The sequence below is a fragment of the Nocardia sp. NPDC051321 genome, from assembly GCF_044455225.1.
Lineage (GTDB): Bacteria > Actinomycetota > Actinomycetes > Mycobacteriales > Mycobacteriaceae > Nocardia.
The window spans coordinates 244434-268594 of record NZ_JBITEM010000013.1 but is presented as its reverse complement, the minus strand read 5'-3'; the positions used below and the strand labels follow the sequence as shown (position 1 = coordinate 268594).

Sequence of the window (24161 nt, the reverse complement as noted above, 5' to 3'; positions counted from 1 at the left end):
CGATGGCCATGATCGGGGGCATGGTGGACGCAGGCACGAAACCGGCGGACCGCACCGCGCGGACGGCATGCTCGTACTGTGGCGTCGGTTGCGGCATCACGGTGCAGACCCGTGCGGGCGCCGACGGGGTACCGGTCATCGCCAAGGTCAGCGGCGACAAGCTGCATCCCGCGAACGCGGGCAGGCTGTGCACCAAGGGCGCCACCCACCTGGAACTGATGCGGACACCGGGTCGGATGGCCACGGCGTACCGGCGGCCCGAGCGCGGTCAGGAGCCGATCCCGGTGCCGGTCGACGACGCCGTGCGCGAGGCAGCCGACCGGCTGCGCGCGATCCTGGACGAGCACGGACCCGACGCGATCGCGATGTACGTCTCCGGGCAGATGTCGCTCGAGGCGCAATACCTGGCGACCAAGCTGGCCAAGGGCTACCTGCGGACCGTGCACATCGAGGCCAACTCGCGGCTGTGCATGGCGAGCGCGGGCACCGGATACAAGCAATCGCTCGGCGCCGATGGTCCGCCCGGCTCCTACGACGACTTCGAGCATGCCGACCTGTTCTTCGTGATCGGCGCGAACATGGCCGACTGCCACCCGATTCTGTACCTGCGCATGGCCGATCGGCTCAAGGCGGGCGCGCGGCTGATCGTGGTCGACCCGCGGCGCACCGACACCGCGGCGCGCGCCGACCTGTTCCTGCAGATCGCGCCGGGCACCGACCTGGCGCTGCTGAACGGCCTGCTGCTCCTGCTCGTCGAAAACGGTGACATCGACCGGGATTTCATCGCCGAGCACACCGAGGGCTGGGACGGGATGGCCGAGTTCCTCGGCGACTACCCGCCCGCGAAGGTCGCCGAGATCACCGGCCTCGCCGAGGCCGATATCCGTACTGCCGCACAGTGGATCGGCGAGGCGGGCGAGTGGATGTCGCTGTGGACGATGGGGCTCAATCAGTCCACCCACGGCACCTGGAATACCAACGCGCTCTGCAATCTGCACCTGGCCACCGGTGCGATCGGCCGCGTCGGCAGCGGGCCGTTCTCGCTGACCGGGCAGCCGAATGCGATGGGCGGGCGGGAAATGGGCTACATGGGCCCTGGCCTGCCCGGTCAGCGCAGCGTGCTCGTCCCCGCCGACCGCACCTTCGTCGAGACCGTGTGGGGTCTCGAGCCCGGCACGGTGCGTAGCGAAGTGGGACCGGGCACCATCGAAATGTTTCGGGAATTGGCCGCCGGAAAGATCAAGGCCGCCTGGATCATCTGCACGAATCCCGTTGCCACCGTGGCCAATCGCAAGACGGTGCTCGATGGGCTGGAAACCGCCGAGTTGGTGATCGCCCAGGACGCTTATACCGAGACCGCCACCAACGCCTATGCAGACCTGCTGCTGCCCGCCACCCTGTGGGCCGAAGCCGACGCGGTGATGGTGAACTCGGAGCGCAATGTCACGTTACTGCAGCGTTCCGTCGACCCGATCGGTGACGCCCGCCCGGATTGGCTGCTGATCGCTCAGGTCGCCACGGCGATGGGTTTCGCCGGCTTCGAGTTCGGCTCCAGCGCCGAGGTTTTCGCCGAGATCAAGCAGTTCGCCAACCCGGCCACCGGATATGACCTGCGCGGCATGGATTTCGAGCGACTCAGGCAGGGCCCGATGCAGTGGCCGTGTCCCGACGGCGGGCGCTCGCGTAATCCGATTCGCTACGTCAATGATGGTGTCAGCCAGCACCTGCACGTCGACGCGGACGGTCGGCAGCCGCGGCTGGCGTTCGCCACGCCGAGCCGGCGGGCGGTGTTCTGGCCGCGTCCGCATCTTCCGCCAGCGGAAATGCCCGACGACGACTTTCCCTTCCTGCTCAATACCGGTCGGCTGCAACATCAATGGCACACCATGACCAAGACCGGGAAGATCGACAAGCTGAACAAGATCACCGGGCAGCCGTTCGTCGAGGTGCACCCGGCCGACGCCGAACGGCTCGGGCTGCGGGCGGGTGACCAGCTCGAAATCGCTTCGCGGCGTGGGCGGGCCGTGCTGCCTGCGCAGATCAGCGACCGGGTGCGGCCGGGCGACTGTTTCGCGCCGTTCCACTGGAACGACGAGCACGGCGAGTACCTGACGATCAACGCGGTGACCAACGACGCCGTCGATCCGGCCTCGCTGCAACCGGAGTTCAAGGCGTGCGCGGTCTCGCTGCGACGGGTAGCCGTGCCGGAGGCCGATCCACCGGAAGCGCCGTCGGTGCCGACGCCCGCACAGGCCACGGCGCACCCGCTGGCCGCCGCGTTCGGGCTGGACGCGGCCGCGACCCCGATGCTCACCGAGACCGAGCGGATCTATCTCAGCGGGTATCTGGCGGCGCTACAAGCGATTCCGGTGACCGGGCTGCCCGTGTTACCGGCCGCCGCGCCCATGTCAGCGCAGAGCAGGCTGTGGATCGATGGCGTGCTCGCCGGGATGTACTCCCGCGCGGCCAACGCCGCCGACGACGACGCGACGCCCGCGCACCCGGTGACGGTGCTGTGGGCATCACAGACCGGGTCCGCGGAGGAACTAGCCGCGACCGTGGCCGCGCGACTGGCCGAATGTGGTTTCGCGCCAAGGCTGATCGATATGGACTCGTGCGCGGTCGACGGGCTGACCGGCGATGTGCTGGTGATCAGCAGCACGTTCGGCGACGGCGGCCCGCCGGACAACGGTGCCGACTTCTGGAACCGTCTCGCCGACACCGCGATTCAGCTCACCGGCGTGCGCTACGCGGTGTTCGCGCTCGGCGACTCGTCCTATGACGACTTCTGCGGGCACGGCCGCAAATTGGACGAGAAGTTCGCCGAATTCGGTGCGACGCGGCTGCTTCCGCGTGTCGACAGCGAGCCCGATTTCCAGGATCCCGCCGAACGCTGGCTCGACTCGATCGTGGCGATACTCGGCGAGACGATGGAAAGTGCCGTGCCGGACGATGATCCGCGCCCACCGCCGAACGGCTCGGCGCCAGGCCGGGCAGCCCGCAGCAGCACCATGACGGCCGTGCTCACCCGGGCCGCCGCCCCCGCCCCTGGACGGACCCGCCGGGAGATCGCCCCGTTCACTCGGCAGACGCCGGTGCCAGCGCCGCTGATACGCAACGAATCGCTCACCCTCGGCGGCTCGGCAAAAGAGGTGCGGCAGTTCGGCTTCGATCTACGCGGCCTCGAAGCCGACTACGAGGTGGGTGATTCGCTCGGCGTCTGGCCGACCAACGACACGGTGCTTGTGCACGAATGGCTCGCCACCACCGGGCTCGACGGGCGCCGCGTCATCGAGGTCGACGATCGGGAACTGCCGCTGTCCGAGGCGTTGCGCACGCACTACGACATCAGCAAGGTGAGCAACGACCTGCTCACCTTTATCGCGGACCGCAATCCGAACATCCGGCTGGCCAAGTTGCTGCGCCGGGACAATCGCAACGAGCTCGACAACTACCTGTGGGATCGCCAGGCGGTGGACGTGCTGCGCGATTTCCCGGTGCGGGCCGATCTGGTCGACTGGCTCGGCACGCTGAAAAAGCTGCAGCCGCGCCAATATTCGATCTCGTCGAGTCCGCTGGTCAGCCCCGACGAGGTGCAGCTGACCGTCGGCATCGTGCGCTACGGCGATCCCGCCGCCACCGGATCGGCGGCCCGTCGCGGCGGCGTCTGCTCGACCTTCCTGGCCGACCGGGCGGGCACCGATCCCACCGTGGTGCCGATCTTCCTGCAGCGCGCACCGCATTTCCGGCCGCCGGCCGACCCGACGGCACCGATGATCATGGTGGGTCCGGGCACCGGTATCGCGCCGTTCCGCGGCTTCCTGCACGAGCGCCGAGAACTCGGCTGCACGGGGCGCAACTGGCTGTTCTTCGGCGAGCAGCACGCGGCCCGAAACTTCTACTACCGCACCGAACTCGAAGACATGTTCCGCTCCGGCTTCCTCACCCGACTGGACCTGGCCTTCTCCCGCGACCAACGCGAGCGAATCTACGTGCAGCACCGGATGATCGAACACGGCGCCGAACTCTGGTCCTGGCTCGCCGACGGCGCCCACCTCTACATCTGCGGCGACGCGACCCGGATGGCCAAGGACGTGGACGATGCCCTGCTGCGCATCGCCCGCGTCCACGGCAACCTGGACGAAGCAGGCGCACTGGCCTTCCGCAAACAACTCATCACCCAAAAACGCTACGTTCGCGACGTCTACTGAACCGTGATCGATCGGTATGAGCCTGCGGCACACAGGGTTCCGGCAAACCGAATCGGTCTACACCGCAGGCGGGTTCAGGCGGGCGAAGTCCGGCAGGCGATAGTACGGGTAGTAGGGATAGGGCGGGGTGGTGGCGCTGGCCTTGTCGAGGCGGGCGACCTGATCGGCGGTGAGTTCCCAGCCGATGGCGCCGAGATTCTGGCGCAGCTGGTTCTCGTTGCGGGCGCCGACGATCACGGTGGAAACGGTGGGGCGGCGCAGCAGCCAGTTGAGGGCGATCTGCGGCACGGTTTTGCCGGTTTCCGCGGCGAGTTCGTCCAGCACGTCGACCACGTCGTAGAGCTTCTCGTCGTCGACCGGCGGGCCTGCCTCGGCGGTCTGGTGCAGGCGGCTACCTGCCGGAAGTGGTTGGCCGCGGCGGATTTTGCCGGTCAGCCTGCCCCAGCCGAGCGGGCTCCAGACCACGGCGCCGACGCCCTGATCCTGGCCGAGCGGCATGAGTTCCCACTCGTAGTCGCGCCCGATCAGGGAGTAGTACACCTGGTGCGCGACGTAGCGGGTCAGGCCGTGCTTGTCCGCGGCGGCAAGGGATTTCATCAGCTGCCAACCGGCGAAGTTGGAGGCGCCGAGGTAGCGGATCTTGCCCGCGCTGACCAGATCATCCAGTGCGGCAACAACTTCCTCGACCGGGGTGCCCGCGTCGAAGGCGTGCAGCTGGAACAGGTCGAGGTAGTCGGTGCCGAGCCTGCGCAGCGAGGCCTCCACCGCACCGATGAGCCGAGCCCGCCCGGAACCGGCCTGTGCCGGGCTCGGCCCGGTAGGCAGCGACGCCTTGCTGGAGATGAGCAGCTGATCGCGCCTGCCCTTGATGGCCGCGCCGAGCACCTCCTCCGAGGCGCCGTCGGAGTAGACGTCCGCAGTGTCGAACATGGTCACGCCCGCCTCCAGGCTGATGTCGACCAGCCGCCGTGCCTGCTCGGCATCGGTGTCACCCCAGGCGCTGAAAAGCTCTCCGCGTCCGCCGAACGTGCCCGCGCCAAAGCTCAGGGCCGGAACGAGCAGACCTGATGCGCCGAGCCGCCGATACTCCATGTTGACTCCTAAAGGGTCTATAGTTCCGTTAACAACTCGAACGGTACACGCGTTCGGCACTAAATGAAACTGGAGACCCATTATGACTGGAGACGACGCCGTCCCAGGCTCGGTTCGCCCTGGCGGACGCACCGCGCGGGTCCGCGAGGCCGTGCTGCAGGTCGCCGGTGACCTGCTGGCCGAGCGCGGCTTCGCCCACCTCGACCTCGCCGAGGTCGCCGCCGCGGCCGAGGTCGGCAAGACCACGGTCTATCGGCGCTGGCGCAATCCCACCGGCCTGGTCACCGACCTCCTGGTCGACATGGCCGAACAGTCCGTGCCGCACGCCGACACCGGCTCACTGCTCGGCGACCTCACCGCCAACGCCCGCCTGGTCGCCGAGACGCTGACGGATCCGCGCCAGGGCAAGCTCTTTCAAGCCGTCATCGCCGCGGCAACCTGCGACGAGTCCGCCGCCGCCGCGCTGCGTCGCTTCTACGATGTCCGCCTCACCGAGTGGGCACCCTGCGTCGAACGCGCCATCGACCGCGGCGAGGCGCCAGCGGGCACCGACGCGCGCGCCGTGCTGTCGGCGGTATCCGCCCCGCTCTACTACCGGCTGCTGGCCAGCGGCGATCCGATCGATGAGCACGCAGCGACCACCGCCGCCCGCGCCGCCGTAAACGCCGTCACCGCAGGCACATTCACCACGCCGAGTTAAGCCGTCCAGTCGGCGCTGCGGCCGGTGAGCGCGAGCACGCGATCGAGGACGGAGGCCTCGGTGGGGACCTCGAGCACGGGACCGAAGAGGCCGGGGGTGCCCTCGGGCGGGGTGTCGCGGAGCAGGTCGAGCAGGATGGCGAGGTCGGCCGCGGTGGCGGTGAACGGCTGGCCGGTGGCCTTGGCCAGATCCCAGCCGTGGATGACGATTTCGTCCAGCGCGATCCTGGCCATCACCGGCGCCTGCTCGCTGACGCCGCCCGCCTCGGTCACGCCGTCCCAGGCGTCCGGCGCACGCCAGGCACCGACGAGCGCCTTCAGCTGCGCGGGGATGCGAGTGCGCCAATCGCCGGGCAGCGCGCGTTCGGCCCCGATGGACGGCGCGACCGACCCGCCGACGGCCTCCTTGGTCGCGGCCTGCCGGAACGCCTCGGCCAGGTCGACGACGTGCGCGAGCAGGTCGCGCACGGTGGTGTCGACGCACGGCGAATCGGCGCCGAGCTGATCGTCGGTGATGCGGCAGACCACGGTCTCGAGTGCGGTGGCCGCCGGTTCGAAATCGAATTCCTGGTTCATCAGTTCTCCTGGGCACGCTGGACGTCTCTTGATGTGCAGACGACGCGGCACGGCGGGATTCATCGGTGCGCCGCCCGCGCGCTTCGCCGGGCGAATTCGCCTACCTGCCAGCGCCGTCCAACGGCCGGCGCGGCGTGCCGCCGCGACCAAGTCGTGACAGCGAAAAGCGCTGGAAAAGAGGACAATTGGTAGATGAAGGGTGATCGAGTGGAGATCGTCGTCGACTTCGGTGACGGGTCTTGCAATTATGAAGTGGTAGCCACCCGCGCGGGGCGCCGAGTCGACGTGCGCATCGCGCGCGGCGTGGTGGAAGTCACCGAGGTAACCCGGACCGGCACGCCGGTGCGGACCGCGCGGTTCATGGCCGCCCGCACGCTGGCGTTGGTCGAATACCCCGCCAATGGAACCGGGGCGCTCGACGGCGAATAACCGGACGCCACGGGGTTGCTCGCGCACCGCGCCTGGCGCATGCTCGACAGTGCGTGAACTGTTGTCCGCCTCGATTACGGCGCGCCATGACGGGTACGCCCGCTATCGAAGCCACTGCGGAGAGGAGCAACCATGACCAATCGCAGCACGTCCGCCGACATCTACGCGGTTCCGGAAGCCGACCTCGCCGAGCAGTCGATCCCCGCGTATCCGAACGACGCCGGTTACCTGGACGAAGGCCCCGATCAAGACGGCGGCGTCGATCGGGAGATTGCCGAGACCCTCGACGCGGGGCGCGCCGATCCGGCCGACGTGATCGAACAGTCGATCGCGGTCCCCTTCGACGACGAACCAGATCCCGCCTGACCGCTGTGCCGCCCCGAAAGCGGGTGCGGCACACGGAATCCGCTACGGCGAGATCTTGGCGCGCACCGCCGCGTGCAACTCGCGCAAGCTGGAGCGCTCGGTAGCCACCTCCAGCACCCGGGTGCCATGCGCGTTTCCGGTCAGTTCGACCGCCAACTGCCCGGGATCGACCTGCTTGTGCGGGATCCGGTAGGCCGCACACAGCGCGGCCAGGTCCATCCCGTGCGGCGTGCCGAAGACGCGCTCGAAAACGCCCGCGTACTGCGGATCGCCCTGCTCGAGCAGCTCGAAGATGCCGCCACCGTCGTCGTTGGCCACCACGATGGTCAGATCGGCGGGCCGCGGCTCGCCGGGGCCGATCAGCAGGCCGGACGCGTCGTGCAGGAATGTCAGGTCACCGATCAACGCGACCGTGCGGCCCTCGTGCCGCAGCGCGGCTCCGACGGCGGTGGATACGGTGCCGTCGATGCCTGCGACACCGCGGTTCGACAACACCCTGATGCCGGGGCGCGGATGCGACACCAACGCCGCGTCCCGCACCGGATTGGACGCGCCGAGCACGAGCTGATCGCCGTCACGCAGCGCGTCCATCACGACCGCGGCCACGTGCAGCCCGGTCGGCTTCGGGTGGTGGTCGAGTTCCTCGCGCACCACCTGATTCGCCTTCGCGTCGAGTTCGCGGCAGTAGGCCAGCCACTCCGGCCGGGGGGCGCCGGTGGTGACCGCCCTGGTTCCGGTGCCGAGCACATTGCCGGAGACATCTGGCCAGCGCGGCCCCGTGGTGAGCGCGTAGACCCGGACAGCCGGATCGGCAAGGACTTTGGACACCTGGCGATGCAGGGTCGGGCGCCCGGTAATGATGGCCTGGCGCGGTTTCAGCAGCGGCAGCGCCAGCGGATGCAGTGCGGGGCCGTGCAGCTGCGCGGTGGGTTCCGCGACGGTGGGCAGGTCGGCCAGCTCCGGCCGCAGCCCGGCGCCGTGCCCGGAGATGACCACCGTGTCGGGGGTGAGATCGAGATCGAGCGGCACGTCCAGCGTGGCGTATTGGGTCTTGGTCCACGCCTGATCGCCCGCGCGCCCGCCCGGCGCCAGCTCGCCAGGCGCGAGGTCGGGCACCAGCGGCTCGCGCAGCGGGATGTCGAAGTGCACCGGGCCCGCGTTGCCGGAGCGGGTGCCGCGGGCCGCCGCGAGCACCCGGCACACGGCCGAGCGCCACTGGCTGTTCTGATGCCCGTACTCCGCGCAGTCGGCGGTCAACGCCTCCGCCTCGGCCAGGCCGAGGCTGATGGTGGCGCGGACCTGGCTACCGAACAGCCCGAGCTGCTCCACCGTCTGATTCGCGCCGGAACCGAGCATCTCGTACGGCCGGTTGGCACTGAGCACGACCAGCGGAATGCGCGCGTAATTGGCCTCCAGCACGGCCGGGCCGAGATTGGCCACCGCGGTACCCGACGTCATCACCACGGGCACCGGGAGGCGGCTGGCCACCGACAATCCGATCGCCAGAAAGCCCGCGGTCCGCTCGTCGATGCGCATGTGCAGCCGTAGTCGACCGGCCGCGTCGGCGGCCTGCAGCGCGAAGGCCAGCGGGGCGTTGCGCGAGCCAGGGCACAATACGACGTCGCGCACCCCACCCCGCGCGAGTTCGTCCACCACGACCTGCGCTTGTGCTGTAGACGGGTTCACGTCTCCAGCCTCTCAGACAGTGGGCTCGACGTCTGCGTCACCCTGCTCACAGCGTCTGATTTGCAGCGCCTGCGGCGCTGCGTGTTCACGGCCCCCGGGTGTCTCGTGGCCGAGTGGCCGCGACTGGCGACTGCGTCGCATGCGCTGCGGCCACTCGGCCACGAGACGGGCCGCGAACGGGCAATGCTCGGTCTCGCTTCGCTCGAAACCGGCGGTTTTACCAATGGGTTTGGTGTTGCACATCGAACACCAGAGCCTATGCGCCCTTCGATGTGCAACATCATTGCCCGCTATTTCAGTTGGCGTGCTTCTGAATCAGGTCGCCGACGCGCGGCAGCGCCTCGATGACATTCTTCTTCGCCGACGAACGCATCGACGAGTAGACCTTCTTCAGCGCCGGCCGGGTGGACGCGTCGGCCCGGGCGTCGGTGACCGACAGGAGTGCCTCGGCGACCTGATCGGACTTGGCGACCAGCAGATCGCCGAACTTGCCCGACGCTCCCGATGCGGTGAATTCCTGCCAGAACGGGTCCAGCTGCGCAACGAGTTTGGGCGCCAACGACTCCAGCCCATCAGGCACGATCGAGGGGCTGATCTTCTTGACCGCCGCGTAGCCACCCTTCACAGCCAGGCCGGACGCACCACCCTTGTCCGAGACCTCGGCATCAAGAACCTCGACGGCATCGGCAAGAAAAGCCGGGCGCTTGGCGTCGTCGAGCAGGGATTCAGACAGTGCTGCAACCACTTTCAGGTCCTCCGGAATAGGTTTCGATGAACGAGCAGGCGCAACTATACGCATCCTCGCGCGACTGGTCGCGGCACTCACCGGCTCAAGGCTGCCACGGCAGCAATTGCACCATCAATCCTTCACAATCGGCGAGCACATTGCCCTGCTCATCGAGCAATTCGGCGGTGATGAAGGTCTTGCGCCCCTCGGTGCGATCGACACGACCCCGCACCGTCAGTGGCGTCTCGAGCGGAGTGATCTTGCGATAGTTCACATGCAGATACGCGGTGCGACTGATCGGCCGTCCGGCGTAGTGCACGATCATGCCGAGCAGATCGTCGAACAGCAGCGGCAGCACGCCACCGTGTGCCGCGCCGTTGCCGCCGAGATGGAAGCGGCGGAACTCGCCCGTCATCCGGATGCCATCCGGGCCCGCCTCGGCCACCTGCCACGGCAACAGCAAAAGGCTGCCACGGCCGGGCAATTCGACCGCACGCCCCGCGGGGCCCTGGAGTTCCGGTGCGCGGTAGGGCTCGAGCAGCGCGATGAGTTGGTGAGCCTGATCGAGTGCGGCACCGAAGACCTCGTCGGGCGCGTCCACCGAAACCGCGAGATCCTGCAGCGTCCGCATCGCCTCGACGAACGGGCCGAAGTTGCGCCCGATCTTCGCGCGGGACACCTTCGGGAATCCCCCGTGCTTCTCGTACCGGGATTCGTCCACCGCACTGCGGTCGATAACCGGTTTCACTCGATCTTTCATACCTGCACGGTAACGCCTTATTTTACACCGTCAAGTGACGGGACTTCCGCACGCCGCTCCGGCTGGCTCAGAGCTGAGGGCAATAATCACTGGGGTGACGTTCAATCCGAAGTTGTGGCGACCCGTCCCCGGGTTCGAGAATCTGACCGACATCACCTACCACCGGCACATCGAACAGGGCACCGTCCGTGTCGCTTTCGATCGTCCCGAGGTGCGAAATGCGTTCCGCCCGCATACGGTCGACGAACTCTATCGGGCGCTCGACCACGCGCGGATGACCTCCGACGTCGGCGCGGTGCTGCTCACCGGCAACGGCCCGAGCGAGAAGGACGGCGGCTGGGCCTTCTGCTCCGGCGGCGATCAACGCATCCGCGGCCGCAACGGCTACCAGTACGCCAGCGGCGACACCGCGGACACCGTCGACCAGGCCCGTGCGGGCCGGTTGCACATCCTCGAGGTGCAGCGACTCATCCGTTTCATGCCGAAGGTGGTCATCGCGCTGGTGAACGGCTGGGCCGCGGGCGGCGGGCACAGCCTGCACGTGGTCTGCGATCTCACCCTGGCCAGCCGCGAGCACGCCCGCTTCAAGCAGACCGACGCCGACGTCGGCAGCTTCGACGGCGGTTACGGCAGCGCCTATCTGGCGAAAATGGTCGGCCAGAAGTTCGCCCGCGAGATCTTCTTCCTCGGCCGCCCGTACACCGCCGAGGAGATGCACCAGATGGGCGCGGTGAACAAGGTCGTCGACCATGCCGAGTTGGAAGACGTCGCGCTGGACTGGACCGCCGACATCAACGGCAAATCCCCGCAGGCACAACGAATGTTGAAGTACGCGTTCAACCTGCTCGACGACGGACTGGTCGGCCAGCAGCTGTTCGCGGGCGAGGCGACCCGGATGGCCTACATGACCGACGAAGCCGTCGAGGGCCGCGACGCGTTCCTGGAGAAGCGCAAGCCCGACTGGACCCCCTACCCCTGGTATTTCTGACATGGACATCCTCAGCAGCCGAATCATTCTGCGGCCGGCCGACTACCCCCGGACACTCGAGTTCTATCGCGACGGGCTCGAGCTGGCCATCGCGCGGGAGTATCCGGGCGGCACGGTTTTCTTCGCTGGACAGTCGCTGGTCGAGGTGGCCGCGCACGGCGGATCGGGTCGGGCGTCCGCGTTCGACGGTGCCCTCTGGCTCCAGGTGCGCGACGCCTCGGACGCCGCGGCCGAGCTCGCGCAGAAGGGCATCGCCATCGATCGGCCGCCCGTTCAGGAGCCGTGGGGACTCATCGAAATGTGGGTGAAAGACCCAGACGGGGTACCGATCGTGCTGGTCGAGATACCGCCGGATCATCCGCTACGCCGAGATTCCCGCAGGTCAGCGGACTGACCTTGGATTCGTAGCTGCCATCGGCCCGCCGACCCGAGTTGCCAAGGGCCGCCACGACGAGGACGATAACGCTCGGATGGCCCCCGACCGCCGATGTCCGGCCCGGCCACCGTGCGTAACCCGTCCGACGAGTGAATCGCAGTCTCGATGCCTGGCGTACCTGAGCCCCATTTCCTGGGGGCGGCCACACCTGTCTCCCGCCGCCCCAGCAAACCGACCACCCGTTCCGCGTTCGGCGACGCGGACATGACACGATCGCTACCGTGAGCGAGCGCAGTGGGCGAGCCGTAGGCACAGCACCTCTGAGAACGATGGGGCCGAGCGCCGGCGAGGTGCAGCGGTGAACGTCCCGCGAACGACGGAACCGAGCGTCAGCGAGGTGCAGTCGTGAGTAGGACACTTCGCACGCTGCCCATGCCCACCGGTTCCGGTGCGGGCGAGGTACTTCCCCATCTGCGAGAAGCGTTGGAGGGCAACGGGCCCGCGTGGCTGCCGATCCCGACCAGCGATCGGCGCGAGGCCAGGCGGCTCAGTGACGCGCTCGCCCCCGGCGAGACCATCGATGACGATGTCGCACTCGTAGTGACCACCTCCGGCACCACCGGCGTGCCCAAGGGCGCGATGCTCAGCGCCGCCGCGCTGCGCGCCAGTGGCACCGCCACGCACGACCGGCTCGGTGGCCCGGGCAGCTGGCTGCTCGCCCTGCCGACGCATCACATCGCGGGCATTCAGGTGCTGCTGCGCAGCATCCTGGCGGGCACCCAGCCGACCATCCTCGACGTGTCGGGCGGATTCCTGCCCGAGGCACTTGCGGGTGCCGTCGCAGGCATGCGCGGCGACCGGCGCTACACCGCGCTGGTGCCGACCCAGCTGATCAAGGCGCTCGACGCACCCGTCGCCGCGGCCGCGCTCGCCCAATTGGACGGCGTCCTGGTCGGCGGCGCGGCCACCCCGATTCCGGTGTACGAGCGCGCGAAAGCGGCCGGTATCAACGTCGTTCGCACCTACGGCATGAGCGAGACCTGCGGCGGCTGCGTGTACGACGGCATCCCGCTTGACGGCACCCAGATCCGCATCGAGGACGGCCGGGTACTGCTCGGCGGCGCGATGATCGCCAGCGGCTACCGCGGCCAACCCGACAACCCGGCCTTCGCCGAGCCCGGCTGGTTCCGCACCGAGGACGCGGGCACCTTCGACAACGGCAAGCTGAGCATCACCGGACGACTCGACGAGGCCATCATGACCGGCGGTCTCCTGGTGATCCCCCAGGTCGTCGAGGCCGTGCTGATGAACCACCCGGCCATCCGCGAATGCGTGGTGCTCGGTCTACCGGACGAACGCCTCGGCCAGCGCGTCGCGGTGGTGGTGGTCCCGGCCCCCGGCGTGGTGCCGACCCTCGACGAACTGCGCGAACACGTGATCGCCGAACTGGATTCGATCGCCGCCCCGCGCGAGCTCACCCTGGTCGACGAGATCCCCATGCGCGGCCCCGGCAAGCCCGACCGCACCAAGCTTCGCGAAAACCTGCTCGCCGACTCGGCCCGCTGACGCCCGCGCCGACGGCGCAAGCGACCACGTCATCGGCGTGCAAGGGCGGTGCAAGAAGCGGGTCGCACAGTCTTACCCATGACTTCTTTCACACCCACTTCAGCACTCGCCGTCGAGGCGGACGGGCTGGTCAAGGTGTTCGGGGAACAGCGCGCCGTCGATGGTGTGAGCCTGGCGGTACCGCAAGGCTCGGTGTACGGCGTGCTCGGACCGAACGGGGCAGGCAAGACCACGACCATCAAGATGCTGGCCACGTTGCTTCGGCTCGACGGCGGCAGCGCGCGCATCTTCGGCCACGATGTGGTCGCCGAACCGACGGCCGTGCGGTCGCTGGTCGGTGTCACCGGGCAGTACGCCTCGGTCGACGAGGACCTGTCCGCCACCGAAAACCTGATCCTGTTCTCCCGCCTGCTCGGCCTCAGCCGGATCGACGCCCGGCGCAAGGCCGCCGACCTGCTAGAGGAATTCGATCTCGTCGAGGCGGCGACCAAGCCGCTCAAGAACTTCTCCGGCGGCATGCGGCGCAGGCTCGACCTGGCCGCCAGCCTGATCGCGACCCCGCCGCTGCTGTTCCTCGACGAGCCGACCACCGGCCTCGATCCGCGCACCCGCGCCCAGATGTGGGAGACCATCCGCAGGCTGGTCCGCGAGGGCGCCACGGTGCTGCTCACCACGCAGTACCTGGACGAGGCCGATCAGCTGGCCGACCGCATCGCGGTGATCGACCACGGCAAGGTGATCGCCGACGGCACCGCCGACGAGCTCAAGGCCTCGGTCGGCGGCTCGTCACTGCACCTGACCCTGGTGGACCGGGATCAGCTCGCGCAAGCACAACGAATCGTCAGCGAGTTCCTCCGCGCCGACGCCGTGATCACGCCGGAGGCCGGTCGGCTCACCGCACCGCTGCAGGACGCCGGGATGACCGCCGACCTGCTGATTCTCCTGCGCGAGCGGCAGATCGGCATCGACGAGATCACCGTAAGCAAGCCGAGCCTCGACGAGGTCTTCCTCACCATCACCGGCCGTCCGGCCGACGACGACACCGAACGGAGCGCGGCATGACTACTATCACCGCACCTGCCAAGCCGCACCGCGCGGCACCCGTCAATATTCCCGAGGTCAGCAACAGCATCAGCTTGCGGAGGACCGTCGAGACCTCGTTCACCATGGCCTATCGCGGCCTGCTGAAGATCAAGCACAATCCGGAACAGCTGTTCGACGTGACGGTTCAGCCGATCCTGTTCACCGCGTTGTTCGCCTACATCTTCGGCGGGTCGATCGGCGGGTCGGTGCACGACTACCTGCCGACCCTCATTCCCGGCATCCTGGTGCAGACGGTGATCCTGACCTCGGTCGTCACCGGCACCCAGCTGCGCGAGGACATGGACAAGGGCGTCTTCGACCGATTCAAATCCCTGCCGATCGCTCGCATTTCGGCCCTGTCCGGTGCACTGATCGCCGACATGGTGCGCTACACCATCGCGACGGTGCTCACCGTCGTGGTCGGGCTGATCCTCGGCTACCGGCCCGGCGGCGGTTTCGCCGGCGTGGTCGCCGCCGGACTGGTGATCATCGTGTGCTCGTTCGCGGTCAGCTGGATCTGGGCGCTCGTCGGCGTCACCGGCAAGAGCGCCTCTGGCGTGCAAGGCATTTCGATGATGATCATGTTCCCGCTGACGTTCATGTCCGGCGCGCTGGCACCGGTGAGCAAAATGCCCGGCTGGCTGCAAGGCCTGAACCACGCGAACCCCGTGTACTACATGGTGAACGCGTGCCAGGACCTGATGAACGGCAACGCCTACGGCGGCGATCTGGTCTGGTCGCTGGTCGGCTCGGTCGTGGTGATCGCCATCTTCGCCCCGCTGGCCGTCAAGGCCTACATGCGCCGGGCATAACGACCGAAAACCGATGAGGGACAACGCAACGCCGGTCGACCATGAGTCGCCCGGCGTTGCGTCGTATACAGACCAGGAAGCCGGCACACAGTCACCGAACGAGTGGCAGGCACCGCGGATTCGCCGCTCAGAGCGTGCCCTGCAACTCCCCCAGGATCTGCATGATCCGGTCGACCGAATCTCGCCTGCGCATGCGCCCCACCTTCGCCCTGGCCTCGGCCAACGCGTCCGCACCGAGCAGCTGGTCGACCAATTCGGCGTGCGTCGACCAGCGCATCGACGGAAAGTCCTGACGGCAGAAGGAATTCGGCGCCAACGCGAACAGTTCCAGCGCACGGGCCTGATCCTGCCCGGCGGCGATCAGGTACGACCCGACCGCGGCGGCAACCGCGCCGACCTGCGGCAGATCCTGAAACTGCGCCATCGTCGGCAACACGAGATCGACCAGGTCCTTGACGAGCTCGCCGCCGGTGTCCACCGCACCATGCAGTACGCGCGCATCCAAAACGGCGGCACCGAGCATGAGCCCGCTCGGACCCGGACTCGCCTCGTTGCCCGGCCAGCCGGACAGGTCCAATGCCCGTTTATAGCGGTCGAGACCGCCCTCGATATCGCCCTCGGCGAGCGCCGCCTCGGCGGAGCTCTGCATGATCGTGGCAAGCAGATGATTCTTCCCGGCCGCCGCGCCGTCGAGGTGCGCCGATCCGAACGCGAACGTCAATTCGTGCCGGGCTTCCGTCAGCCGCCCGGCGCCGAGCAGCGACGCGACCAGCATGGCCCGGGTCTCGACGGTGTCCTCGTACGCCCCAAGCCGCTGCAGCATGCCGAGTGCGCGGCGGTAGTACCCGACGGCCTTCTCGTACTCGGCGATCTGGCCGTACACCTGGCCGAGGTGCCTGCACACCATGGCCACACTCCAGACATTGTCATCACCGACGATGTCGAGCGAGTGGACCGCGTCCACGGTCGAACCCCGCACATCACCGAGGTTCTCCTTGATGTTCGCCCGCAGCAGCAATGCGGTGGCCCGGGTTTCGCGATCCTTCGACCGAATGGAATTCGCGATCAACCGGGCAAGTCCCCGGCCGTCGGGGCGGGTCAACACGACCTGGCCGACGAACCGGTTGGCCGCGCTGAGATCGGTTCTGTCGCGCAGCAATCGGCGGACCCTGGTGCGCAGCCGCGCGAGATTGCGCGCGTCGTCCCGGCTGAAGACCATGTGCATGAACATCGTCTGATAGCTCATCAACACCAGGTCGCCTGCCGGTGCGTCCGGTCCGGAATCGGCCGGGTGGAGTTCGGCGATCCGCGGCGCCCAGGCGACCACCTCCAGGTGCGAACCGCGCAGCACCCACAGCATGGAGATCACCGGGAACACCGTGTACGCGGTAGCGGCGTCGCGCCGCTCGACCGCATAGCGCAGTGCCGCAAGCAGATTGTCCAGCTCGGTGGCCACCGAAAGGGCCAGCTCCACCTGATCGCCGACGAGATAGCGAGCCGCGGCGGCGGCGGAATACTGCTTGGCCCACAGCATCAACCGTTCGGCCATCAGGTCGGACTCGGCCGGGCAACCGGCCAGCTGTTCGTCGCCGTACTCCCGCACCGTCTCCAGCATGCGGTAGCGGGTGCCCAGCACCTCGTCGTCGAGCATGGTGAGCAGCGACTGGTTCACCAAACCGTCGACCGCCGCCGCGACGTCGTCCACCTCCGGCCCGCTGACCACCGCCTCGGCGGCCGAGAGCGTGAAACCCGCTGGGAATCGGGACAATCGGCGCAGCGCCACCTGCTCCGGGTCGTCCAGCAGATTCCAGCTCCAGTCGATCACCGCGTGCAGGGTGCGATGGCGCTCCGGCGAACTGCGATCACCGTGGCGTAGCAGCGCGAACCGATCCGCCAGCCGCAGACTGATCTCCTCGACGCTCATCACCCGGACCCGCGCGGCGGCGAGCTCGATGGCCAGGGGCAGGCCGTCGAGGGTGTGGCACAGCTGCGCGACGATCTCGGGATCGAGCCGGACGCCGGGACGCACCGCCCTGGCGCGCGTCGCGAACAGTTCGGTCGCGGGCGATCCGGCCGCGTCGATGGTCAACGGCGGCAACGGGTATACCGCTTCGGCGGTGATCATCAGCGGCGCCCGGCTGGTGGTCAGCACGGTCAGCAGATCCGCGTAGCCGATCAGATCGGCCACCACCACCGCGGTGGCATCGATCAGATGCTCACAGTTGTCCAGGATCAGCATCATCGGTCGCGCGGCTACCGCGTTGCGCAGTCGCCGCCAGCTTGCCTCGATGACCTCACGATTCCGCAAGGCGGACGACCCGAACAACACGTCGCTCAGACCGAGCGCCGCGCTGATCGCGGCCTGGATCTCGTGGACGACGTCGGTATCGTCCGCCCTGATCGATGCCAGCTCCACCAGCACCACCGAGCGGGCGCGGGCCATCCGCGCGCCGACCTCGTTGGCGATGCGGGTCTTGCCGGACCCGCCGGGGCCGAGCACCGTGACCACCCGCGACGTACGTAGCAGTTCGTCGAGCACGGTCAGATCGGCCTCGCGACCGAGCAATGCGTTGGGCGCGGCACGCAGGCCGATCGCCGAGGGCATGGTGAAGTCCGTGGCCTGGTCGGGCGAGATGGCGCCGTTTCCGGACGAGATTGCCGGGTCGCGGCTCTGCTGAGCTGTCACCGCCGCGGCGGCGTGGCCGACCGAATCTCCGCGCAAGATCGCGGTATTCAGCTCGACCAACGCCGGTCCCGGATCCGCGCCGAGTTGCTCGGCCAGCCCGGTCCGGAAGGCGGCGAACGACTCCAGCGCCTCATTGGGGCGGCCAACCATGGCGAGCAGCCGCATCAGAGTGAGTTGCGCGGGCTCGTCCAGCGGGTTGCGGGCGGCCCGGAACCGGGCGATCCACAGCGCGCCGTCGAGGTCGCCGCTCGACTCACGCGCCGCCAGCTCGACCGTGTCCAGTTCGGCCAGCCAGCTCGTCGCCATGGCATCCAGCGCGTCGGCCACCTCGCCGGGCGGCAGATCCGCGCCGGGCTCGCCGCGCCACAGCGTCCGCGCCTGCGCGACCGCCGCGAGACAGCCGACGTCGTCACCGGCGGCCCGGCAGTCGCGGGCCAGGCGGGCCAGTTCGGCGACCCGGGTGAGATCCACCTGGTCCGCGCGCAAGGTCAGTCGGTAACCGGCCGGACCGATCTCCAGCGCGCCGTCGGGCAGCGCGGAACGCAACCGGGACACCTGGGTGTGCAGCGCGTTCATCGGCGCACGCGGCGGCTGCTCGCCCCACACGTCGTCGATCAGGGACTGGGCGCTGCGGCTGCGGCCGGGGCGCAGGGCCAAGGCGGCGAGCAGCAGGCGGGAGCGGGCCCCGGGCAGCGCGGTCAGCACGCCGTCTCGGCGCAGCGCGATCTCGCCCAGCAGGGCGACCACGACTGGTTCGCCTGCGGGCGCCTGCAACATGTGACCGCGGCCATTCGGGCCGCTCTGATCCGACAACATCCCGTGGTAATCGTATGTGAGTGGCGCCGTCTGAGCCGACATGGTTTTTTACCCCATTTCCCATGGTCGGTCGCCTACGCTGTCCGCATGGCTGAGTTCGAAGTGGTCCGGCAGGCCGTGATCTCGGCCGAGCCGTCGCGTATTCACGGGCTGATCGACAACCTGCGCGAGTGGACGAAGTGGTCTCCCTGGGAAGACCTCGACCCGCAATTGCAGCGCACCTACACCGGCCCGGATGCCGGGATCGGCGCCAAATACGCCTGGATCGGCAACCGTAAAGCCGGTGCGGGCAGCATGGAGGTCGTCGCGAGCGCCGATCGCGAGATCGGCATCCAGCTGGTCTTCGAGAAGCCGTGGAAGGCCACCAATCAGGTTCTGTTCGAGTTGAACCCGACCGAGTCCGGCGCCACCGAGGTGGTCTGGCGAATGACCGGGGAACAGCAGGGCCTGATGAAGGTGCTGTCCAAGGTCTTGCCGACCGACAAGATCGTCGGCAAGGACTTCGAGAAGGGGCTCGCGCGGTTGAAGGCCGTCGCCGAGGCCAACGGGGGCTGAGCGCCCCGCTCCAGCGCCGCTGAGCGCCGACTCCGCACGGCTATTGTCCGACTGCGACACTATGCTGCGGAGATGGCTACTGCAGCGCAATGGATCGAGGGCGCGCGTCCACGCACCCTGCCGAACGCGATCGCCCCTGTCCTCGCCGGCACCGGCGCCGCCGCTTCTCTCGACGGCGCCGTGTGGTGGAAAGCCCTTCTCGCGCTGATGGTTTCGCTGGCCCTGATCATCGGCGTCAACTTCGCCAACGACTACTCCGACGGCATTCGCGGCACCGACGACGTGCGGGTCGGCCCGGTGCGCCTGGTCGGGCAGAAACTGGCCTCGGCCACCGCGGTACGCAATGCGGCGATGCTGAGCCTCGGCATCGCCGCGGTGGTCGGTCTGATCCTGGCCGCGACCACGGCATGGTGGTTGTTGCTCGTCGGCGTCGCCTGCCTGGCCGGCGCCTGGTTCTACACCGGCGGCAGTAAGCCCTACGGCTACAGCGGCTTCGGCGAGATCGCGGTGTTCGTGTTCTTCGGCCTGGTCGGCGTGCTCGGCACCGAGTTCGTGCAGGCGGAAAAGGTCGACTGGGCCGGTGTGGTGCTCGCGGTCTCGGTCGGCGCGTTCTCCAGCGCGGTGCTGGTCGCGAACAATCTGCGCGATATCCCCACCGACTCGCAGTCCGGAAAGGTCACCCTCGCAGTCAAACTCGGCGACCCGAGGACCAGGACGCTGCAGCTCGCGCTGCTCGCCGTCCCGTTCATCGGCACGCTGCTGCTGGTCGCGCGCACCCCGTTCGCGTTGGTCGGCCTGCTCGCCATTCCGCTCGCGGTGCGCGCCAACGCCCCGGTCCGGTCCGGCAAGGGCGGCCTGGAACTCATTCCGGCCCTGCGCGATTCCGGCCTGGCAATGCTCGCCTGGTCGGCGCTCACCGCCCTCGCAATCGGTCTCGCTTGAGCTCGCCGACTGAGCAACCGATCTCGCAAGGACATGGGTAACTCGTCGGGTACCGGCTGATCCAGCCCTCTGCTCCACCGCCAGACGCCAACACCGGTCTCCCCGCACCCATGTCTGGCCTGAATACTCGGAGAGGCGGACTAGTCGCCGTCCGGGACCAGGATGCCTAGGACCCAGTTGACGATCGAGACGATCAGGCCGCCGATCACCGCGGCCCAGAAGCCGTCGACGCGCAGGCCGTAGTCGGTGGTCTCGGTGATCTTCGCGGTCAGCCACAGCATGAGCGCGTTGATCACCAGCAGGAACAGGCCGAGCGTGACGATCACCAGCGGCAGCGACAGCAGCTTGACGATCGGCTTGACCAGCGCGTTCACCACTGTGAACACGGCGGCGACGGCCAACACCACGAGGACCTTCCCGACATTGCCGTTGTCCGCCGGACTGATGATGTCGATCTTGTCGACCCAGGCGGCGGCCAGCCAGATGGCCACTCCGTTGATGATCAACCGAATCAGAAGCTGCATGCGCCCATGCTAAAGCGACCGAGCGGACATGTGTCGTCTCAAAACGCAATTCGTGGTGGTAGTGCGGCGTCCGAGCGGCGCGATCCGCGAACGTCGTAGATCCGGCACGACGACACATGTCCACCCGCTCAAGCCGCGTGATCGAGCAGCGCGTGCACCTTGGGCCGCAGGTCGTTGATGTGACCCGGGCCGCCGAACAGGCCGACGGTGGTTTGATTGGGTGCGCGCAGGATGCCGAGCAGCACGTGGCCGGATTCGATGGTCTTGTCCTTGCGCGCCACCGCCTCCCGCAGGGCCAGCTCCAGCACCTTCTTCGAGTCCCGCGTGAACGGGATATGGCCGACGGTGACGCCGCGGCCCCACCCGAACGGACCTCGCCGCCCGTCCGGAATCGGACGGTCGAGTGCGTCCGCGCCGAAGGTGGCCTCCAATGACTCGCGGACGGCGTCGAGGTCGATGCCGATCGAGCGCAATGCCTCGGCATCCTCCGCACCCAGCGGTTCGCTCGCCGGCGGTTCGCCCTGTTGCGCCGCAAGCGCGCTCATCACGCTCTCGTGTGTGACACCCGCCTCGGCCAGTAGCGCCTTCAACTCGTCTTCGCCCTGCGACAGCAGGCCGAGCAGCACGTGCTCGATCTCGATATTCGGCGCGCGCAGTTCCCGCGCGTCTTCTTGGGCCATCACGATGGCCGACCTCGCCGACTTGGTGAACCGTTCGAACATCAGCGGTTCCCCCCTCTCCGGTTGTGCTTCTGATGGGCTGCCTGCTTGCTGACCTCGAGCGCCTCCGCGATCGCCTGCCAGGACCAGCCCTGTTCACGGGCATTGGCCACCTGGATGGCTTCCAGACGTTCGAGCAGCCGCCGCAGTGCGAGCACCGCGCGCAGCCCGACCTTGGGGTCGGGGCTGCCCGCGGCGGCCGCCAGGTTGGTTGCTTCAGTCATGTCGTCAATTTTGATTGACGCACCGGGTAGATGTCAACAAAAATTGACGAGAAGGTTGTTCGCGGGCAGCGAAGCACGAAGGCCACCGCCGCTCGGGTGCTACGCCCGGAGTGCAGGTGGCCTTCGGTTGGTCATGCGGCAGGCGCGGTCAGCCCGTCCATTCGCCGGTGGCGGCGAACTTGTCGAGGATGGCGGTCGGCTCGACCAGACTCATGCCCTGCGATTCGACCCAGGCGTCGTCGAAATACGTTCCGGCATAACGATCTCCGCCGTCACACAGCAGCGTGACCACACTGCCGCCGCGACCAGCGGCGAGCATTTCGGCGACGATCGCGAACACACCCCACAGGTTGGTGCCGGTGGAACCGCCCACCCGGCGGCCCAGCACCTTGCTCGCATACCGTGCTGCCGCAATGGATCCCGCGTCGGGCACGCCGATCATCCGATCGACCACCTGGCCGACGAACGACGGCTCCACCCGCGGGCGGCCGATTCCCTCGATGCGCGAAGACATTCCGGTCTCGTAGCCCGAGTCGGCGGTCTCGTAGCCGCCGTAGAACGCGGAGTTCTCCGGATCGACCACGGCCAATTTCGTTGCGTGCCTGCGGTATCGGATGTAACGGCCGATGGTGGCGCTGGTGCCGCCGGTGCCGGCGCCGACCACCACCCAGTCCGGCACCGGATGCGACTCCAAAGTCATTTGCTCGAAGATGGATTCGGCGATGTTGTTGTTGCCGCGCCAGTCGGTGGCGCGCTCGGCATGGGTGAACTGATCCATGTAGTGGCCGCCGCACTCGGCGGCCAACCGAGCCGCCTCGGTGTACATGTCGGGCGGGCGCCGCACGAAATGGCAACGGCCACCCTGCGCTTCGATCAGCGCGATCTTCTGCGGCGAGGTACTGGCAGGCATCACCGCGACGAAATCCAGGCCGAGCAGCTTCGCGAAATACGCCTCGCTCACCGCGGTCGAGCCGGACGACGCCTCGACCACCGTGGTGCCCTCGGCAACCCAGCCGTTGCAGATCGCGTAGAGGAACAACGATCGGGCCAGCCGATGCTTGAGGCTGCCGGTGATGTGGGTGGACTCGTCCTTCAGGTACAGCTCGATATTCCACGCGGCGGGCAGCGGATACCGCAGCAGGTGGGTGTCGGCGCTGCGCTGGGCGTCGGCGTCGATGAGCCGCACCGCGTTGTCCACCCAGTCACGCGGGGTGCTGCGATCACAGGACTTCACGATGCCCCCTGATTGTCCTCATGGTCTTCGCCGCGCAGCCGGGCGCGTAGTTGAGCCTTGTCGTGGCGGCGTCGCTCGTCCACCACCGCGATGTCCTCGTTGACCCGCACGCGCAGCCGCTTGAACAGCATCAGCGACAGCGGCATGGCGATGATCAGCGCAAACAGGGCGGCGACCACCAGTGGGATGTCCACTTTCACCAACCGCGCGAGCAGCACGATCAGCACCGTGATCACTACGACAAGGGCCAACCTGGCCACTGTGTACAGACCGAGGTTGCGGGCCAGCCGCTGACCGGCGCCAGTGGTTTGCTGTCCTGGAACACCATCCGGTGGAGTTGCGTCACTCACGTGGCTCAGCCTATGCGAAGCTGTTGCCCGCCCTCAGCGCGCGCCTGTCGCCGAGGTCGGCAGCATATCCGATTTGTCTATTACTTCCCCTTTACCAACAGTAGGTGGTTCGAGTACCTAGGGGTTTCAGTGCAACGATGACGCCATCTGATGAGGGAACTGTCGAGAACGGAGAGGTTTGCTATGAGTGCGATCACCGTCGGCGGCCAGGACACCCTGCTGACACCAGGGCAGGTTGCTGCCATGTTCCACGTCGATCCCAAGACGGTCACCCGCTGGGCCCATGCCGGGCGTCTCGGGTCGTTGCGCACACCGGGCGGTCATCGCCGGTTCCGCGAATCAGAGGTAATGCAGCTGCTCAAGTCGCTCACCACCGAGGCGACCGCACGCTGACTGCGGGCCGCGCGGGCCCATCGTGCCGGGGCCCGCGCCCACCCGGCGTATCGATTTCACGTCAGCGGTGTGCGAGAGCTACGCACGGGACTACCCTCATAACCAGGAGGTGAGCGACGTGACGTACCTGTTGGCACTCATCGCGGTCGTGGCAGTCGCGGTGTTGTGCTGGAAAGCGTTCGGCCCCGAGAAGACCGCCGGACCGTCCGCTACCCACTCGCGTTCACCGAAACGCAAGCGCGTCGTCGGACCGGACGACGACCCCGAGTTTCTCTGGCGGCTATCCCGCCAGCACCGCAACGGAGACACCGACTCCACCGAGCGCTGAGCGCTCGGCCCGGATCCCC

At 68.0% G+C, this 24161-nt stretch carries 24 protein-coding genes; 13 read left to right on the top strand and 11 right to left on the bottom strand.

What is annotated here, in order from left to right; genetic code table 11:
• Nucleotides 1-20: 20 nt before the first annotated feature.
• Complete coding sequence (locus ACIA8C_RS30960) at nt 21-4211, top strand: molybdopterin-dependent oxidoreductase (RefSeq protein WP_397140794.1); 4191 nt, start codon at nt 21-23, stop codon at nt 4209-4211.
• Nucleotides 4212-4268: 57 nt separating this feature from the next.
• On the opposite strand, the gene ACIA8C_RS30955 is transcribed toward ACIA8C_RS30960, so the two are convergent.
• Entirely contained in the window at nt 4269-5303 is a 1035-nt protein-coding gene (locus tag ACIA8C_RS30955; protein WP_397140792.1) for an aldo/keto reductase, read from the bottom strand.
• Nucleotides 5304-5385: 82 nt separating this feature from the next.
• On the opposite strand from ACIA8C_RS30955, the gene ACIA8C_RS30950 reads away from it, so the two are divergent.
• Nucleotides 5386-6003 (top strand): TetR-like C-terminal domain-containing protein, encoded by a 618-nt coding sequence (locus tag ACIA8C_RS30950; protein ID WP_397140789.1) that lies wholly within the window; start codon nt 5386-5388, stop codon nt 6001-6003.
• Here the strand turns inward: ACIA8C_RS30950 and ACIA8C_RS30945 are convergent.
• Entirely contained in the window at nt 6000-6578 is a 579-nt protein-coding gene (locus ACIA8C_RS30945) for a TIGR03086 family metal-binding protein (RefSeq protein WP_397140787.1), read from the bottom strand. The genes ACIA8C_RS30950 and ACIA8C_RS30945 overlap by 4 nt on opposite strands.
• A 192-nt stretch (nt 6579-6770) precedes the next feature.
• Between ACIA8C_RS30945 and ACIA8C_RS30940 the strand changes: the two genes are divergently transcribed.
• A complete protein-coding gene (locus ACIA8C_RS30940) occupies nt 6771-7007 on the top strand; it encodes a hypothetical protein (protein ID WP_397140785.1) in 237 nt (78 codons plus the stop codon).
• Nucleotides 7008-7139: 132 nt separating this feature from the next.
• On the top strand, nt 7140-7373 hold the full coding sequence (locus ACIA8C_RS30935) for a hypothetical protein (protein ID WP_397140783.1): 234 nt from the start codon (nt 7140-7142) through the stop codon (nt 7371-7373).
• Between the two features lie 42 nt (nt 7374-7415).
• Here ACIA8C_RS30935 and menD read toward each other — a convergent pair whose 3' ends face one another.
• The 3 genes from menD to ACIA8C_RS30920 all read right to left on the bottom strand — a co-directional run bounded on the left by menD (nt 7416) and on the right by ACIA8C_RS30920 (nt 10546).
• A complete protein-coding gene (menD, locus tag ACIA8C_RS30930) occupies nt 7416-9059 on the bottom strand; it encodes a 2-succinyl-5-enolpyruvyl-6-hydroxy-3-cyclohexene-1-carboxylic-acid synthase (protein ID WP_397140781.1) in 1644 nt (547 codons plus the stop codon).
• Nucleotides 9060-9354: 295 nt separating this feature from the next.
• Nucleotides 9355-9804, bottom strand: a complete 450-nt coding sequence (locus tag ACIA8C_RS30925) for a DUF6918 family protein (RefSeq protein WP_397140884.1) — start codon at nt 9802-9804, stop codon at nt 9355-9357.
• Between the two features lie 85 nt (nt 9805-9889).
• The gene (locus ACIA8C_RS30920) at nt 9890-10546 is read right to left on the bottom strand and encodes a PaaI family thioesterase (protein ID WP_396991296.1); all 657 of its coding nucleotides are present in this window, start codon (nt 10544-10546) and stop codon (nt 9890-9892) included.
• 94 nt (nt 10547-10640) lie between these two features.
• On the opposite strand from ACIA8C_RS30920, the gene ACIA8C_RS30915 reads away from it, so the two are divergent.
• The 5 genes from ACIA8C_RS30915 (at nt 10641) to ACIA8C_RS30895 (ending at nt 15371) form a co-directional block, all read left to right on the top strand.
• On the top strand, nt 10641-11534 hold the full coding sequence (locus tag ACIA8C_RS30915) for a 1,4-dihydroxy-2-naphthoyl-CoA synthase (RefSeq protein WP_357385521.1): 894 nt from the start codon (nt 10641-10643) through the stop codon (nt 11532-11534).
• Between the two features lies 1 nt (nt 11535).
• Nucleotides 11536-11928 (top strand): VOC family protein, encoded by a 393-nt coding sequence (locus tag ACIA8C_RS30910; protein WP_397140779.1) that lies wholly within the window; start codon nt 11536-11538, stop codon nt 11926-11928.
• Between the two features lie 414 nt (nt 11929-12342).
• Nucleotides 12343-13476 carry an o-succinylbenzoate--CoA ligase gene (gene menE / locus ACIA8C_RS30905; RefSeq protein ID WP_397140882.1) on the top strand — a complete coding sequence of 378 codons (1134 nt, stop codon included), beginning with the start codon at nt 12343-12345 and terminating at the stop codon, nt 13474-13476.
• Between the two features lie 78 nt (nt 13477-13554).
• Nucleotides 13555-14538 carry an ATP-binding cassette domain-containing protein gene (locus tag ACIA8C_RS30900; RefSeq protein WP_397140777.1) on the top strand — a complete coding sequence of 328 codons (984 nt, stop codon included), beginning with the start codon at nt 13555-13557 and terminating at the stop codon, nt 14536-14538.
• Nucleotides 14535-15371, top strand: coding sequence for an ABC transporter permease (locus tag ACIA8C_RS30895; protein WP_397140775.1), 837 nt, complete (start codon nt 14535-14537; stop codon nt 15369-15371). The genes ACIA8C_RS30900 and ACIA8C_RS30895 overlap by 4 nt, the downstream gene beginning before the upstream one ends.
• Before the next feature lie 127 nt (nt 15372-15498).
• Here the strand turns inward: ACIA8C_RS30895 and ACIA8C_RS30890 are convergent, their stop codons facing one another.
• Nucleotides 15499-18873, bottom strand: coding sequence for a BTAD domain-containing putative transcriptional regulator (locus tag ACIA8C_RS30890; protein ID WP_397140773.1), 3375 nt, complete (start codon nt 18871-18873; stop codon nt 15499-15501).
• Between the two features lie 87 nt (nt 18874-18960).
• Here ACIA8C_RS30890 and ACIA8C_RS30885 point away from each other — a divergent pair, with 87 nt between their 5' ends.
• A complete protein-coding gene (locus ACIA8C_RS30885) occupies nt 18961-19428 on the top strand; it encodes an SRPBCC family protein (protein WP_397140771.1) in 468 nt (155 codons plus the stop codon).
• A gap of 72 nt (nt 19429-19500) precedes the next feature.
• Complete coding sequence (locus tag ACIA8C_RS30880; RefSeq protein ID WP_397140768.1) at nt 19501-20370, top strand: 1,4-dihydroxy-2-naphthoate polyprenyltransferase; 870 nt, start codon at nt 19501-19503, stop codon at nt 20368-20370.
• Between the two features lie 140 nt (nt 20371-20510).
• Here ACIA8C_RS30880 and ACIA8C_RS30875 read toward each other — a convergent pair whose 3' ends face one another.
• The 5 genes from ACIA8C_RS30875 to ACIA8C_RS30855 all read right to left on the bottom strand — a co-directional run bounded on the left by ACIA8C_RS30875 (nt 20511) and on the right by ACIA8C_RS30855 (nt 23421).
• On the bottom strand, nt 20511-20894 hold the full coding sequence (locus ACIA8C_RS30875; RefSeq protein WP_397140766.1) for a phage holin family protein: 384 nt from the start codon (nt 20892-20894) through the stop codon (nt 20511-20513).
• Nucleotides 20895-21022: 128 nt separating this feature from the next.
• Nucleotides 21023-21616, bottom strand: coding sequence for a Clp protease N-terminal domain-containing protein (locus ACIA8C_RS30870; protein WP_397140764.1), 594 nt, complete (start codon nt 21614-21616; stop codon nt 21023-21025).
• Nucleotides 21616-21837, bottom strand: a complete 222-nt coding sequence (locus ACIA8C_RS30865; protein WP_396991306.1) for a helix-turn-helix domain-containing protein — start codon at nt 21835-21837, stop codon at nt 21616-21618. The genes ACIA8C_RS30870 and ACIA8C_RS30865 overlap by 1 nt, the downstream gene beginning before the upstream one ends.
• A 148-nt stretch (nt 21838-21985) precedes the next feature.
• A complete protein-coding gene (locus tag ACIA8C_RS30860; protein WP_397140762.1) occupies nt 21986-23071 on the bottom strand; it encodes a PLP-dependent cysteine synthase family protein in 1086 nt (361 codons plus the stop codon).
• Nucleotides 23068-23421 carry a DUF4229 domain-containing protein gene (locus tag ACIA8C_RS30855; RefSeq protein WP_396991308.1) on the bottom strand — a complete coding sequence of 118 codons (354 nt, stop codon included), beginning with the start codon at nt 23419-23421 and terminating at the stop codon, nt 23068-23070. Before ACIA8C_RS30855 ends, ACIA8C_RS30860 begins: the two co-directional genes overlap by 4 nt.
• Nucleotides 23422-23604: 183 nt before the next feature.
• On the opposite strand from ACIA8C_RS30855, the gene ACIA8C_RS30850 reads away from it, so the two are divergent.
• A complete protein-coding gene (locus ACIA8C_RS30850) occupies nt 23605-23814 on the top strand; it encodes a BldC family transcriptional regulator (RefSeq protein ID WP_040739417.1) in 210 nt (69 codons plus the stop codon).
• A gap of 118 nt (nt 23815-23932) precedes the next feature.
• Complete coding sequence (locus ACIA8C_RS30845; protein ID WP_397140760.1) at nt 23933-24142, top strand: hypothetical protein; 210 nt, start codon at nt 23933-23935, stop codon at nt 24140-24142.
• Nucleotides 24143-24161 lie beyond the last annotated feature (19 nt).

What these genes read in the sequence shown, in the direction of transcription:
- ACIA8C_RS30955 (WP_397140792.1), bottom strand. Translation starts at nt 5,303, where the DNA reads ATGGAGTATCGGCGGCTCGGCGCATCAGGTCTGCTCGTTCCGGCCCTG.
- ACIA8C_RS30950 (WP_397140789.1), top strand. Translation starts at nt 5,386, where the DNA reads ATGACTGGAGACGACGCCGTCCCAGGCTCGGTTCGCCCTGGCGGACGC.
- ACIA8C_RS30935 (WP_397140783.1), top strand. Translation starts at nt 7,140, where the DNA reads ATGACCAATCGCAGCACGTCCGCCGACATCTACGCGGTTCCGGAAGCC.
- ACIA8C_RS30885 (WP_397140771.1), top strand. Translation starts at nt 18,961, where the DNA reads ATGGCTGAGTTCGAAGTGGTCCGGCAGGCCGTGATCTCGGCCGAGCCG.
- ACIA8C_RS30880 (WP_397140768.1), top strand. Translation starts at nt 19,501, where the DNA reads ATGGCTACTGCAGCGCAATGGATCGAGGGCGCGCGTCCACGCACCCTG.
- ACIA8C_RS30890 (WP_397140773.1), bottom strand. Translation starts at nt 18,873, where the DNA reads ATGTTGTCGGATCAGAGCGGCCCGAATGGCCGCGGTCACATGTTGCAG.
- ACIA8C_RS30895 (WP_397140775.1), top strand. Translation starts at nt 14,535, where the DNA reads ATGACTACTATCACCGCACCTGCCAAGCCGCACCGCGCGGCACCCGTC.
- menE (WP_397140882.1), top strand. Translation starts at nt 12,343, where the DNA reads ATGCCCACCGGTTCCGGTGCGGGCGAGGTACTTCCCCATCTGCGAGAA.
- ACIA8C_RS30960 (WP_397140794.1), top strand. Translation starts at nt 21, where the DNA reads ATGGTGGACGCAGGCACGAAACCGGCGGACCGCACCGCGCGGACGGCA.
- ACIA8C_RS30920 (WP_396991296.1), bottom strand. Translation starts at nt 10,546, where the DNA reads ATGAAAGATCGAGTGAAACCGGTTATCGACCGCAGTGCGGTGGACGAA.
- ACIA8C_RS30945 (WP_397140787.1), bottom strand. Translation starts at nt 6,578, where the DNA reads ATGAACCAGGAATTCGATTTCGAACCGGCGGCCACCGCACTCGAGACC.
- ACIA8C_RS30940 (WP_397140785.1), top strand. Translation starts at nt 6,771, where the DNA reads ATGAAGGGTGATCGAGTGGAGATCGTCGTCGACTTCGGTGACGGGTCT.
- ACIA8C_RS30870 (WP_397140764.1), bottom strand. Translation starts at nt 21,616, where the DNA reads ATGTTCGAACGGTTCACCAAGTCGGCGAGGTCGGCCATCGTGATGGCC.
- ACIA8C_RS30900 (WP_397140777.1), top strand. Translation starts at nt 13,555, where the DNA reads ATGACTTCTTTCACACCCACTTCAGCACTCGCCGTCGAGGCGGACGGG.
- ACIA8C_RS30850 (WP_040739417.1), top strand. Translation starts at nt 23,605, where the DNA reads ATGAGTGCGATCACCGTCGGCGGCCAGGACACCCTGCTGACACCAGGG.
- ACIA8C_RS30875 (WP_397140766.1), bottom strand. Translation starts at nt 20,894, where the DNA reads ATGCAGCTTCTGATTCGGTTGATCATCAACGGAGTGGCCATCTGGCTG.
- ACIA8C_RS30910 (WP_397140779.1), top strand. Translation starts at nt 11,536, where the DNA reads ATGGACATCCTCAGCAGCCGAATCATTCTGCGGCCGGCCGACTACCCC.
- ACIA8C_RS30865 (WP_396991306.1), bottom strand. Translation starts at nt 21,837, where the DNA reads ATGACTGAAGCAACCAACCTGGCGGCCGCCGCGGGCAGCCCCGACCCC.